The 14,014-nt window shown below is 58.0% G+C and carries 8 protein-coding genes; 2 read left to right on the forward strand and 6 right to left on the reverse strand.

Going from position 1 to position 14,014, the window contains the following annotated elements:
• Positions 1–72: 72 nt before the first annotated feature.
• The 6 genes from priA to rpsF all read right to left on the reverse strand — a co-directional run bounded on the left by priA (position 73) and on the right by rpsF (position 8,988).
• The gene (gene priA, locus I7X13_RS09860; RefSeq protein WP_198067870.1) at positions 73–2,616 is read right to left on the reverse strand and encodes a replication restart helicase PriA; all 2,544 of its coding nucleotides are present in this window, start codon (positions 2,614–2,616) and stop codon (positions 73–75) included.
• Positions 2,617–2,682: 66 nt separating this feature from the next.
• On the reverse strand, positions 2,683–4,779 hold the full coding sequence (locus I7X13_RS09865; RefSeq protein WP_198067871.1) for a thioredoxin domain-containing protein: 2,097 nt from the start codon (positions 4,777–4,779) through the stop codon (positions 2,683–2,685).
• A 108-nt stretch (positions 4,780–4,887) separates the two neighbouring features.
• Complete coding sequence (locus I7X13_RS09870) at positions 4,888–7,689, reverse strand: GSCFA domain-containing protein (protein ID WP_198075344.1); 2,802 nt, start codon at positions 7,687–7,689, stop codon at positions 4,888–4,890.
• A 102-nt stretch (positions 7,690–7,791) separates the two neighbouring features.
• On the reverse strand, positions 7,792–8,235 hold the full coding sequence (rplI, locus tag I7X13_RS09875; RefSeq protein ID WP_198067873.1) for a 50S ribosomal protein L9: 444 nt from the start codon (positions 8,233–8,235) through the stop codon (positions 7,792–7,794).
• Between the two features lie 88 nt (positions 8,236–8,323).
• On the reverse strand, positions 8,324–8,557 hold the full coding sequence (rpsR, locus tag I7X13_RS09880) for a 30S ribosomal protein S18 (RefSeq protein ID WP_035561439.1): 234 nt from the start codon (positions 8,555–8,557) through the stop codon (positions 8,324–8,326).
• Positions 8,558–8,610: 53 nt separating this feature from the next.
• Positions 8,611–8,988 (reverse strand): 30S ribosomal protein S6, encoded by a 378-nt coding sequence (gene rpsF / locus I7X13_RS09885; RefSeq protein WP_198067874.1) that lies wholly within the window; start codon positions 8,986–8,988, stop codon positions 8,611–8,613.
• A 514-nt stretch (positions 8,989–9,502) separates the two neighbouring features.
• Between rpsF and I7X13_RS09890 the strand changes: the two genes are divergently transcribed.
• The gene (locus I7X13_RS09890; RefSeq protein ID WP_198067875.1) at positions 9,503–10,837 is read left to right on the forward strand and encodes a cytochrome c3 family protein; all 1,335 of its coding nucleotides are present in this window, start codon (positions 9,503–9,505) and stop codon (positions 10,835–10,837) included.
• A gap of 153 nt (positions 10,838–10,990) precedes the next feature.
• Positions 10,991–14,005 carry a TAT-variant-translocated molybdopterin oxidoreductase gene (locus tag I7X13_RS09895; protein ID WP_198075345.1) on the forward strand — a complete coding sequence of 1,005 codons (3,015 nt, stop codon included), beginning with the start codon at positions 10,991–10,993 and terminating at the stop codon, positions 14,003–14,005.
• Positions 14,006–14,014 lie beyond the last annotated feature (9 nt).

The following is a 14,014-nucleotide window of genomic DNA, read 5'->3' on the forward strand; positions in this document are numbered from 1 at the left end:
AAAGCCCCGGCTGCACTGAAGCAGCCGGGGCTTTTTGATGGTCAATATGCCCATTGAGAGACAATCAAGGGCTTACATCGGGTCCACGTCGGCCACGAGGCGGACCTGCTTAAATTCCTTGTGGTCTTTCACCACGTCCATGGCTTCGCAAATCATCTGCTTGGCCTGCTTGAGCACGGTGTGGGCCCGGTCGAGCTTGATGGTGATTTCCTGCAGATAGAAATTGCGAATGCGGAAGATATAAGGCGCTTCCGGCCCCAAAACCGCGGCCCGGCCCAGGCGGTCCACCAACTCCTGCGTCAGTAAAATGGCGGCTGCCTCGCCCACGTTTTGGTCGATGTGCTTCACCGTCATCTTGATAACGCGCATGAAGGGCGGGTAGCCGTGCTCGTGCCGCTGCACGATTTCGTAGTTATAAAACTCGATGTAATCGTTGCGGATGACCTTGTCAAAAATCACCTGCGTGGGGTCGGCCGTCTGGATGATGACCTTGCCCTTTTTGCCCTTGCGCCCGGCCCGCCCACTCACCTGCACAAACATCTGGTAGGCGCGCTCGTGCGCCCGGAAATCGGGGTAATGAATGATGCTGTCGGCGTTGATGATGCCCACGAGGCTTACGTTGGCAAAATCCAGGCCTTTTGTCACCATCTGGGTGCCTACCAACACGTTGGTGGCCTGCTTCTCGAAGTCGGCAATGATTTGCTGGTAGCTGTTTTTGGCGCGCGTCGTGTCCAAATCCATGCGCTGGATATTGGCCTGGGGCAGCATGATTTTGAGGTCATCCTCAATTTTTTCGGTGCCAAAGCCCTGGGTTTTCACGGCGCGGGAGCCGCAGGCGGGGCATTTGCTCACCATGCTGTCGTGGTAGCCGCAGTAGTGGCAGCGCAGCTCGTGGCTGTGCTTGTGGTAGCTCAGGCTCACGGCGCAGTTAGTGCATTTCGGTATCCAGCCGCAGTCCTGGCAGGCCACCACGGGCGCGTAGCCGCGCCGGTTCTGAAACAGAATGACCTGCTCTTTCCGGCCCAGGGTGCGCTCCACTTCACCCAGCAAATCGGCGGTGAAGTGGTTGTGCATGGTTTTCTGCTCGCGGGCCTTGCGAGTGTCCACCAACTCAATTTCGGGCATGCCAGCTTCTCCGAAGCGCTTGGTGAGGCTCACCAGCCCATAACGGCCCTGCTTGGCCTGGTAATAGGTTTCGACGGCCGGCGTGGCCGAGCCTAGTAGCGTTTTGGCACCCTGGAAGTTTGCCATCATCAGGGCTACCTCGCGGGCGTTGTAGCGTGGGGCGGGGTCGTACTGCTTGTAGCTTGATTCATGCTCCTCGTCCACGATAATGAGCGACAAATTATCAAACGGCAGAAACACCGCCGAACGCACGCCCACCACTACCTGGAAACGGCCCGAGAGCACGCCATTCCATACTTCCACCCGCTCGTTGTCGGAGAATTTGGAATGGTACACGCCCAGCCGCGAGCCAAATACGCGCATGAGGCGCGTTACAATCTGGGCCGTGAGGGCGATTTCAGGCAACAGGTACAGCACCTGCCCGCCGCCATCCATCGCCTTGCGGATGAGGTCGATGTAAATCTCAGTTTTGCCCGCGCCAGTCACACCGTGCAGCAGCACTATTTCCTTTTCGCCGAAGTGGGCCATGATTTCATCCCGCGCCTTGGTCTGGGCCTCGCTCAGGCTGAACGGCATGTGAATGGCACCCTCATTTTCCACCGGGAAGCGGCTCACAATCTGGTCAAATTGCTCCAGCACGCCGTTTTTGATGAGCGTATTCACGGCCGAAGCCGAGAGGTGCGGGCTGCTGGCCAGGTAAGCTTTCTCGATGCCGGTCTGGTTGGAATGCTCGTTCTGATACACCGGCACGCGCTGCAGGTACTTCATAAGCACATCAAGCTGCTTGGGCTTGCTGGTGAGCTGCTCAAAGAGCTGTTCCAGCGACGCTTCCGACACGAAATGGTGCGCCAGCCGCACCTTCTTCACCACCTTGGGCGCATACTTATCGGCGGTGTGCTCGAAGAGGAAAATTACGTCCTTGTGCATCAGCGACTTGATGACCTTATGGAAGGACGTGATGCCGAGTAGGTCGCCCACTTCGGTAAAGGTCAGGGCTTTGCCGTCTTCCACCACGCCCAACGCGTCCACAATCAACGTTTCCTGCGTGGAAAGCGGGTACTCGTTTTCCTCCCGTGAAAACCCCGGGTGCAGCTGAATCCGCGACTCTGAGCTAAGCTTCAGCGCCGAGGGCAGCGCAGCATTAATCACCTCGCCGATGGTGCACATGTAATAGTCGGCCATCCAGCGAAATAGCTTGAGCTGCGCCTGCGTGACCACCGGCGCATCGTCAATAAATTCGAGGATGTACTTCGCTTGATACTCCTTGGGCGCGGTTTCGTGCACGGCCGCTACAATGCAACTGAGCGTCTTTTTGGCCCCGAACTGCACGATGACGCGCCCGCCAATCACCACGTTGTCATTCAGCTCATACGGCACCCGGTAGGTGTAGAGCCTGGGCAAAGGCAGGGGCAGAATAACGTCGGCAAACAGCGTCACCCGGTCGGCCGAGGGCGCGGCCACGGGAGCAATAAAATCAAGCGTAAGACTCAAAACAGGTATAGCGTAGGAGCGGATAGTAAAGATAACAGGGCCGTAGCGCGAACCATGGCGCCGCCGCTAGAGCGTCGCTAGCGCGTCCGGCACGCTGTACACCGGCGCCTGGCAGGCATAGTTGCGGCACACGTGCAAGGCGGTGCGGCCATCTGTGGGGGTAGGCAGCAGCTTCAGCAACGGTAGTTCCGACGCGGTTTCGGTGCCGGCCAGGACCGTATCAAACAAAAAATGCCGGCTAAGTTCCTCGCGGAATTCCTCCGTTGCGGGGCCTTGAATGGCAATTTCGGCTCCCGGCCGCAGGAGCGCCGCATAAAGCGAAGCCCAGTTGGCGAGGTGCTGAGGTTCTTTCACCACCAGATGGCGCAGCTGGCGTAGCATTTCGGCGGCCAGGTCGGTGTATTGGGCCTTTTCAAGGTGGCGACCCAGGCGGCGCAGGTTGTGCGCCATGATGGAGTTCGAGGCGGGAATTACGTTATCGAACAGCTCTTTTTTGCGGGCGATAAGCGGCTCAGCGCGGCTGTCGGTGTAGAAAAATAGCGTTTCAGTGGCGTCGAAGAAGTTGGCCAGCACGTATTCCGTCAGCCCTTCGGCCTCGCGCAGCCACTTTTCGGCAAAGGTCACTTCGTACAAGCTGATGTAAGCCTGAATGACTAGCGCGTAGTCTTCCAAAAAACCGCTGATACTGGCCCGGCCGTCTTTGCATGTCCGGAACAGGCCCGCGCCGTCGCGCAGATTGGCTTCGATAAAGCGGGCGTTGTGCTCAGCCATCACCAGGAATTCGGGCTCACCAAAGGCCCGGTAGGCATCCGTCAGGCCTTGCAGCATCAGGGCATTCCAGCCGGTGAGGACTTTGTCGTCGAGGCCAGGGCGCACGCGGGTGGCGCGCACGGCCATGATTTTCTGTTTCCAGCTCGCTACGATTTCCGGCAGCACGCCGGGAGCCAGCTGGTGGACGACGGCAAAGGCTTCGTCGGTTTCGCGGCGGTGCAGGATGTTGCGGCCGTGCTCCCAGTTGCCCACGGCCGTGCAGTTGTAGTAGTCGGAAAACAGCGGTTCCTCGTCGCCCAGAATCCCGCGCAATTCTTCCTTCGTGAAGACGTAAAACTTGCCTTCCTCGCCCTCGCTATCGGCATCGAGCGAAGAGTAGAACCCGCCCTCATCATTGGTCAGCTCCAGCCGGATAAATTCGATGGTATCGTACACCGTTTCCCGGAAAAGCTCGTCCTTCGTCAGTTGGAAGGCCTCGCTGTACAGGCTCACCAGCTGGCCGTTATCATACAGCATCTTCTCGAAATGTGGGGCCAGCCACTCCCCATCCACCGAGTAGCGCGCGAAACCGCCGTGCACCTGGTCGTAAATGCCGCCCCAGGCCATTTCGCGCAAGGTTAGTACCGCCTGGTCCAGCACCGCCCGGCTGCCACTGATGGCGTGCGCCCGCAATAAAAACCGCCAGATGCTGGGCATCGGAAACTTCGGGGCGCGGTTCATGCCGCCGCGTTCGCGGTCGAAATTCGTGCTCAGGTTATACACCAGCAGCTTAAATTCATCATCGGAAACGCCGGCCGGTCCGGTTTCCGGCGCTACGCCGATGGTTTCTAAGGCTGCGTAGTCGGCTTCCTGGGCCTCATTGCGGTTGTGCCCGCCATATTTGGCCAGTTCGCTCTTGCCGATGACTTCCATAAACCGCTCAGCTGACTGCTCCAGCTCGGCGCGGTGCTCGCCGGCATAGGCCTGTCCGATGTTGGTCAGCAGCTTGGTCCAGTTGCCCTGCGGGAAGTAGGTGCCACCGTAAAAAGGCTTGGCGTCGGCCGTCAGAAACACGTTCAGCGGCCAGCCGCCCTGAAGACCCATGGCGTGCAGCGCATCCATGTAAATCTGGTCCACATCGGGCCGCTCCTCCCGGTCGACTTTGATGCATACGAAATGTGTATTCATCACCGCCGCCACCGCCTCGTTCTCGAACGACTCGCGCTCCATTACGTGGCACCAGTGGCAAGCCGCATAGCCAATACTAACCAGAATAGGCTTTTGCTCAGCCTGCGCCCGGTTCAGCGCCTCCGGACCCCACGGATACCAATCCACGGGGTTATGGGCGTGCTGTTGCAGATAAGGACTGGTTTCCTGAGCAAGACGGTTGGTATGCGACGCAGCGTGGGCCATAAGTATGCGGAGTAGGGGAGGTGCTAAAACACCAAACCCGGCAAAAAAGGCCGGGCTTGGGAAATAAATAACGCAACTCGCCGGATTTTAGCGGGCTTTTATCAGAGGTTAAGCTGACTTTTTCGGTGTTTTGCGTTTGGCAGCTGGTTTGGCAGCTGGCGTTTCGGTTGCAATAACTGGTTTGTCAGCCTTGGTAACCGCTTTTTTTTGAGCAGCCGCTTTAGTAATAGCCGCTTTGGAAACCGATTTTTTTGCAGCGGCTTTGGCTACTGCCGCCACTTTCTGCTCTGCTGCCGCAGCGGGCTTTTGAGCGGACTTAACCTTCTTTTTAGCCGGTACAGGCTTATCGGCGGCTGTTGGGGCCGTTTCCGTAGTGACATCCGGAGCCTGCGCTTCAGACAGAGCTGGAGCCGCGGCGGCCTTTGCTTTTGCTGCCACCTTGCGCTTCGGCGTTGGGGGCGTAGCCGTCGACGAAGCTTCTGTTGCAACTGGTGCGGCTGACATTGCGGCCGTTGGCGCTACGGGCGCGTTAGCCGGTTTAGCTTTTGCCGTAGCCTTCCTAACCACTGCAGCCTTTGAGGGCACTGTTTTGGTTGCGTCAGCTTTCGGCTCGGGGGCAGAAGTTACCAGCGAGGCCGAGGTGCCCATCATGCGTCCGGCAGCCACTTGCGTCCGAACCACCGACGGGTCAGCTATTGGAATTACCGGCGTGTCAACAGCGGGTTTCTCGGCCCTTCCACCCACCGCGGCTCTTCTCTTACGAGCCGATGGCTTGGCTGGGGCCGGATTTGTAACGGGCGTATCCACGGCATTTGGTACTCCTGTCGTCGAAACAACGGCCGTAGCTTGCCCGCTTACCGGCAGTGCCGCCACTGGTTCCTGCGGCTGACGCATATCCTCGCGTCGGCTCTCACTGACTGATTCTGATGATTCGGAAAGTTGAGCCGCGCTGGCTATCGGCAAGGTTTGATGCGTGCCAGCTACTACGTTCTCTGAAGTTGCGGTGCTGGCTTCATCAACACTTGCAGCCAGTTTCCGGGCCTTTTTCTTTTTCCGGTTGCGGCTACTGCGGGAAGTAGTAGCCGCAATGTCAGAATCAGATTCAGCGTTGATAATCAGCGCGTCTGGTGTTGTCAATGCTTCAAAATCAACGGGTGTAAATGCTTCCGCATCCACCATTGGCGTTTCCGAAGCTGAACCTTCGGCAGCAGGTGGAGTGGCAAACAACTCTACGCGAGGTACGCGGCCTGGCTCGTTGCGCCGCCCACCCCGTTTTACCGGCTGCGATTTGGTGATAACGCTGGATTTCGGCGTTTCCGGACGGATGTTCTGCCCAGCGGGCAGTGCGCCAGCTGCTGCTTCCAAAGCAGTTTCCGAAGCCGGTAGCTGGCTTGGGTCTATGCCCAGCTCAGCCGTGAGACGCAATGCATGCTTACGCGCCGTGCGCTTTGCTCCGCCCCGCGAACGACGCTTCTTCTTGCGGCCTTGTTCATGCTCGGCAGCATCTGCTCCCTGTTCCGAATTCACTGCTCCAACCGTAAATTCAGTCGAGGCTGCTACTGGAGTCAACTCAGTCTCTCCAACATCGGTATTTGCTAGGAAAGGCTGCTGCGCAAATTCGTCGGCTTCCCCAAAACTTGCGGCCTGAAAAGCCTCCGTTTCGGAAGGAGCGGCCCCCCGGCCTCTGCCTCGGCCATCGCGCCGCCCGCGCTCAGGCCGGTCCGAACGACCCGCCCGGTGCGCTCGGAATTCTTCCGGCGACAAGCGCGAAGCACGGCCGGTTTCGGTGCTGCTGGTGGGCTGCTCAGCGGCGGCTCCATTAGCTGGTGCAACGGGCGTCATTGGCAAAGCTTCCGAGCCTTCGCCAATGTCAATCCGTTCCTCATTATCCTCCAGCTCTTCGACAACCATCGGCGGTTGTATCGGCTCCGGCAGGGCCGCGATGCGCGCCCGCACCGTGCGCAGCTCATCGGCCACGTCTACTTTGCGCAAGCTCAGTTGCTCCAGCTTTTCGCGGGTGCTTTCCAAGAACTGCCGGTGTTCAGGCGCGCCTTCGTGCAATGGCCGGTGCCCCAGCGACTGCCGCACGGCCGCCCATTCCTTGCGGAAACGCCCAAAATCAGCATCGAAATACGCCCGGGCAAACTTCTCCCAGATATAATCCTCCGCCACTTCCGACGGGTGCAGCATATCCGACGCATAGAAGCGGTAGTCGCGCAAATCATCCACCAGCAGCTCGTAAGCCGGGAAATAGGCCACGCCAGGCAGCAGGTCGCTCACAATGTGCGTAGCCAATCGCAGCACCGACTTGCTCACCGCATTCAGCTGCAGAGTGTCTTTCAAATGCCGCACAGGGCTCACCGTCAGCACAAAGCGCAAGTCTGGGTTGATGCGGCGCAGGTAAGCATGCGTCTCCGCCAGCGCATTGATAATCTCATCCGGCGTCAGCAATTCGCGCACAAATAAGTCGCTCGGCTGTTTGTGGCAATTGCTTACCAGTTCACCGGTTTCGCGCAGGCGGTAAGCCCAGGCCGTGCCCAGCGTCAGCAGCACCACGTCTGTATTGCGCAGGAACTCGCCCGTTTGCCGCACCACTTCCTGGATGTACTGAAGCAATTCCACCGGCGAATCGGCCCCGACGCTGCCGTGGAGGTCGTAGCTCTGCCAGCGCCCACGGGCTTGCACCAAGTGCCGCTGCCAATCCACCTCTTCGCCAGCAGCTGCGCGCAGCAGTCGCGCCAGCGCCAGCGGCTGAAACACGGTGCCGAATGGATTCACCCGCGCCTCTACCTTATTAGCTACCAGCCGCGAGCCAATGCTGTCAGCAAAACACGAACCCATGGTGAGCACCAGTGCTGTGCGCGCCAGCTGGCCAGCGGCCGGGGCAATTGTCAATTCAGTTCTAAACATTAAAGCAAAAATAGCCCGTAACCGGGCTATGGCCCGAGAAGCGGAATAAAAAAAGCCCCGCCAGCAGGCAGGGCTTTTTCTTATCTAGCAAAGGAACCGAGACTACTCGGCTACTACGCGGAAGTTAATCGTGTGCTTCACTTCCTTGTGCAGGTTAGCCGTAGCGGTGTAGTCGCCAGCCGAAGCCGGCTCCTGGTCGAACGACAAACGCTTGCGGTCGATGTCAACACCCTTAGCTTTCAGCGCATCGGCCAATTGCAGGGTGGTTACCCGACCAAAGATTTTGCCGCTTTCACCCACCTTAGCGGGGATTTCCAGCACCATATCACCGACCTGGTCAGCAATAGCCTGGGCGTCACCTTTGATTTTGTCGGCTTTGTGAGCGGCCTGGCGCACGTTCTCAGCCGTGATTTTCTTGTTCGTCTTGTCGGCCAACATGGCCAGACCCTGCGGCAACAGGAAGTTGCGACCGTAGCCCGATTTCACGGTCACGATGTCGTTCTTGTACCCGAGGCCCTTAACGTCGTCTTTGAGGATGATTTCCATTATCTTGATAAGATGTGAGAACCTAGAACTTAGAGCCAAGAGCGTAGACGCAGTCGAAATCTAAGTTCTGAGTTCTCAGGTCTAAGGTCTATTTCAGGGCGTCGGCTACGTACGGCATCAGAGCCAAGTGGCGGGCCTTCGCGATGGCCTGAGTCACTTTGCGCTGGAATTTCAGGCTGGTGCCGGTGAGGCGACGGGGCAGCACGCGGCCCTGCTCGTTCACAAACTTCAGCAGGAAGTTCGGGTCTTTATAATCCACGTACTTAATGCCATTCTTCTTGAAGCGGCAGTATTTTTTGCGGGTATCCTGCGGCTTGTTCATAGCCGACCGGTCGTTGTTGCGGTTGAATGCGGGAGATGCCATGTCGTGCTAAATTATTGGGCTACGGCTTCGGTTTCTTTGGCAGCCTTCTGCTGGTTCATTTCGCCGTTGCGGCGGCGGGTGTTGTACTCCACGGCGTGCTTGTCGAGCACGGTCGTAAGGAAGCGGATAACACGCTCGTCGCGGCGGAAAGCCAGCTCGAGCACGTCCACGATGTTGCCTTCGCCCGTGTAGGACAGGCAGAAGTAGTAGCCCGTGTTCTTCTTTTGAATCGGGTAAGCCAGCTTGCGCAGGCCCCAGGCTTCGGTGGACAGGAGGGCGGCGCTATTTTCCTTAAGCACCTGAGTGAACTTCTCGACCGTTTCTTGCACCTGGCTCTCGTTCAATACGGGAGTCACGATGAAGACCGTCTCGTAATTTCTTTGTTCCATTACGATGGGGGTGAATTGTGGGTGTAAAAATTGATTGGGGCGCAAAGGTACTGACTTTCCGGCACATTGCCAAGGCCACCGTAATCATCTTACCGAATTGCAATTCTCACCGCGGGCAGTCATCAGCCACACCAGCGGGTGCCTCTGTCCGTGTTACCTATATATAAGGAATAGGGGAGGAGGATAAAAATTGAGTTCGATGCTCCTGCGCCGAATGAAAAGTGTGGGCGAGAATGACTGGAGCAAAACAACAAAAATAGCTGCCCGTGGTTCCGATTTAGGGCTTTAGAAATCACCGCATAACCTATGGCCACCGATGGTTTTCTGACGCTGCCACGACTCAATTAGAAGCTGCGCCGTATTGGCTGCCGGACTGCGGAAAGCCCATAATAGGGCTAATCCAAACGGCTGCCGCTGCCCGGAAATTGTATTTCGAACTTTGCCGCCTACGATTCCTGACCTACATTTGTGGCCTTGAAATGCCCTAGCGTTTCGTTTTACCGTCTATTTTCTTATGAATAGCATTCGACTCCGTTCCTTACCTCATCTGTTGCTGGCATTTGTGCTCACGTTTGCCGGCATCCAGCAGGCTTCGGCCCAAGACGCTGCCGCCGTGAAAAAAGAAGGGGTAGCCCCCGGTGCCACGGCTGCTGCCACGCCCGCAACCGCTGCTGCTCCGGCCGCTGGCGGTGGTGATGCCGCTGCCATCGCCGCCGGTGATGCTCTTTTCAAAGGCAATTGTGCCCAGTGCCACGCCGTGAATGAGCAGGTAGTTGGTCCCGCCCTCGCCGGCATCACCAAGCGCCGCCCCATCTCCTGGATTTTGCCCTGGGTAAAGAACTCCAGCAAAGTAGTAGCCAGCGGCGATGACTATGCTGTGGCTCTTTTCAACAAGTTCAACAAGCAGCAAATGCCCTCCTTCGCCCTCTCGGACAAGGAAGTAACTTCGATTGTAGCTTACATCACTTCGCAGGAAGGCGCAGCTGCTGCCCCTGCTGGCGGTGTTACGGCTGGCAACGCGGCCGCTGCCGATGGTCAGGCTGCTGCTGGCGGTGCCGATGCCGGAGCTGGCAAATACGTTGACATCCTGCTTATTGTCCTCGTAGTGGTGCTGATTGTGCTGGTGGTGACGCTCGTTATCATTGGTAACCTGATGAAAGACGTGCTGCGCGGCCGCAAGGACCTCGACGGCCGCGACATCGAAATTCTGGAGCAGCGCTTCGACTGGGGCAAGTTTTACCGCTCGCCCGTACTACGCGGTATTGTAGGTGTCGTTTTTGCCCTCGTTTTACTTTATGAAGGTGTGCAAAGCGTAATGGCCGTTGGCCTGAACCAGGGCTACCAGCCCACGCAGCCCATTGCTTTCTCGCACAAGCTGCACGCCGGCACCAACCAGATTAACTGCGCCTACTGCCACACGTCGGTGTACAAGAGCAAATCGGCCAACATTCCTTCGGCCAACATTTGTATGAACTGCCACTCGCAGGTGAAGACGGAGTCGCCCGAAATCAAGAAAATCTACCGCGCCATCGAGCGCAAGCAGCCGATTCAGTGGGTTCGTATTCACAACCTGCCCGACCTGGCTTACTTCAACCACTCGCAGCACACGCAGGTAGCAGGCCTCCAGTGCCAGACCTGCCACGGCCCCATCCAGAATATGGAAGTAGTGTACCAGTATTCGGCCCTCACCATGGGCTGGTGCATCAACTGCCACCGCGAGATGCCCCTCAACACGAAGGATAACAAGTACTACGACAACCTCGTGAAGCTGCACGACTCGAAAAACGCCGGTGCTCCCTTCACCGTGTCGTCGAACGGCGGCACCGAGTGCTCGAAGTGCCACTACTAATTGGTTAGTGGGGACTTCGGGTCTTGGGACTTAGTTTTCTCATGACTCGGCCCCTTATCCATTCTGTTACAAAAAAAGATTCCGCTTATAAATTCAAGTACCTCGCGGCTGGTGGCCAAGTCCCCAAGTCCCCGAGTCCCTAAGTCCCCAAAAATGAAGTACTGGAAAGGAATTGAGGAACTGGAAAGCGCCCCGGAGTTCATGCAATCGGCCTTCGCCGAGTTCATGCCGGTTAAGGAAAGCCACGAGAGCAAGGACGATACGTCGGCTCCCCGTCGCGACTTCCTCAAGCTGATGGGTTTCGGCGTTGGCGCGGCCATGCTGGCTTCGTGCGAAACGCCGGTAGTGAAGGCCATCCCGTACCTGAACAAGCCCGAGGAAATTGACCCGCTCATTTCCAACTTCTACGCTTCCACCTACTTCACCGGCTCGGACTACAACGCCGTACTGGTAAAGTCGCGCGAAGGCCGGCCGATTAAGCTGGAAGGCAACCCGGAGTCGCCCATTACCAAAGGCGGCCTGTCAGCGCGTGCTCAAGCCGCTGTACTGAGTCTGTACGACGGTGGCCGTTTGCAGCACTTCGCCATCAAAGGCCAGAAGGCCGAGGTGAAGCAAGTTGACCAGGAAATCCGCACGAAGCTGGCCGGCACCACGGGCCGCATCGCCATCGTGTCGCACACGATTATCAGCCCGAGCACGAAGAGGGCCATTGCCGAATTCGCTGCCCGCTACCCCAACACTACCCACGTAATGTATGACGCGCAGTCGGCCACCGGCCTGCTGCAAGCCAACGGCGGCGTGGTTCCCGGCTACGATTTCAGCAAGGCTAACGTCATCGTGAGCCTTGATGCCGATTTCCTCGGTACCTGGATTTCGCCCGTAGAGTATGCCAAGCAGTACGTGGTAAACCGCAAGGTGAGCACGGATAAGCGCACCATGTCGCGCCACTTCCAGTTCGAGACCATCATGTCGCTCACCGGCTCCAACGCCGACGTGCGCGTGCCAGTGAAGCCCTCGGAACAGGGTGCGGTGGCACTGGCCTTGTACAATGCCATCGTAAACGGTGGCAGCGTGTCAACCTCTGCTTCTTATGGAAAGCAACTGGCTATTGCTGCAGCCGAGCTGAAAGCCAGCGGTAGCACCGGCCTCGTGGTTTCGGGTTCGAACGACCCCGCCGTGCAGTCGCTGGTAACTGCCATCAACCAAACTCTTGGCAACGCCGGCACTACTATCAGCGCTGCTTCGAGCAATGTGCGCCAAGGCGACGATGCCCGCATGGCCGCCCTAGTGAATGATATGAATAACGGCAGCGTAGGCGCCGTTATCTTCTACAACGCCAACCCGGTGTTTAACCACCCAATGGGCGACAAAGTGAAGTCGGGCATTGCCAAAGTGCCGTTGACCATCTCGCTCAACGACCGTCTGGACGAAACCGGCAGCCTCTGCCAGTACGCCGCTCCTGACAACCACTGGCTGGAATCGTGGAACGACTTCGAGCCGAAAGCTGGCTACCTCAGCCTGTCGCAGCCTGTGATTACGCCGCTGTTCACCACCCGCCAGGCCCAGGAGAGCCTGCTGCATTGGGCTGGCAACAACACGACTTACTACCGCTTCCTCCGCGCCAACTGGCGTGGCATCACCCCCACGGATGCGGCCTGGGACAAAGTAGTGCACGATGGCGTGGCCATGGGTACTGCCCTGCCCGCAGCACCGGCCATGACGGCGATGAGCGCTGCCACTGCTGCCTCGCAGCTGAGCGGTGCCGCCAAGCCGAACGGTGTTGAACTTGCTCTCTACGAAAAAGTAGGCCTGAGCGCGGACGGTTGCGGAGCCAACAACCCCTTCCTGCAGGAGTTGCCCGACCCGATTTCGAAAGCAACCTGGGGCAACTACGTAGCCATACCCCGCGCCATGGCCGTTGCTAACAAGTGGGAGCAGGGCGATGTGGTAAAAGTGACTGCTAACGGCCACAGCATCGAGCTGCCTGTGCTGATTCAGCCCGGCCAGACCAATGGCACGGTGAGCATCGCCCTCGGCTACGGCCGCACAATGGCTGGCAAAGCCGGCGACAAAGTAGGGGAGAACGCCGCCCCACTCGCCATGACGGCCAACGGCATTCAGTACATGAATGTGGTGACGCTGGAGAAGACGAGCGCCACCTCGCCCATCGCGCAGACCCAGACGCACCAGACGCTGATGGACCGCCGCCCGGTGGTGCAGGAGAATACGCTAGCTAACTACAAAAAGAACCCCAAGGAAGTAACGGAGTACGAGAAAATCGCTACGCCTGATGGCTTGGAAGCGCCCAGCAAGGTATCGCTGTGGCAGGACTACCAGTACAACAACCACCACTGGGGCATGGCCGTGGACCTCAACTCCTGCATTGGCTGCGGCTCGTGTGTGATTGGGTGCCAGACCGAAAACAACACTGCCGTAGTAGGTAAGCAGCAGGTTATCAACCGCCGCGAGATGCACTGGATGCGCATCGACCGCTACTACAGCTCGGATGCGCACAAGAGCGACTTCGAAAGCAAAGGCAAAGTAGGTACCTACGCCGCCATGGAAGACCCTTCGGAAAACCCGCAGGTTATCTTCCAGCCGATGATGTGCCAGCAGTGCAACCACGCACCCTGCGAAACGGTGTGCCCGGTACTCGCTACCACGCACAGCTCGGAAGGTCTCAACCAGATGACCTACAACCGTTGCATCGGCACGCGCTACTGCGCCAACAACTGCCCGTATAAAGTGCGTCGTTTCAACTGGTTCTCGTACTACTCGAACGAGAAGTTCGAAATCGTGAACGGCCACATGTTCACCGACCTCGGCCGCATGGTGCTGAACCCAGACGTAACAGTACGTGCCCGTGGTGTGATGGAGAAATGCTCGTTCTGCGTGCAGCGCATTCAGCTCGGCAAGCTCGAAGCCAAGAAGCAGAAGCGTCGTCCGGTGGATGGCGAGATTGTAACTGCCTGCGCCCAGTCGTGCCCCACCGAAGCCATCGTGTTCGGTGATATGAAAGACCCCAACAGCCGTATTAGCAAGCTCCTGCGTCGTGAAGACGGCGAGCGCGCTTTCCACTCGCTCGACTCCATCAACGTGCAGCCGAACGTGACGTACCTGACGAAGATTCGGAATTCTGAATCGGAGTTCTTCGGCAAAGAAGCTTAAGAAAACGCT

The organism is Hymenobacter negativus, from assembly GCF_016056375.1.
In the GTDB taxonomy this organism is placed as follows: domain Bacteria; phylum Bacteroidota; class Bacteroidia; order Cytophagales; family Hymenobacteraceae; genus Hymenobacter; species Hymenobacter negativus_A.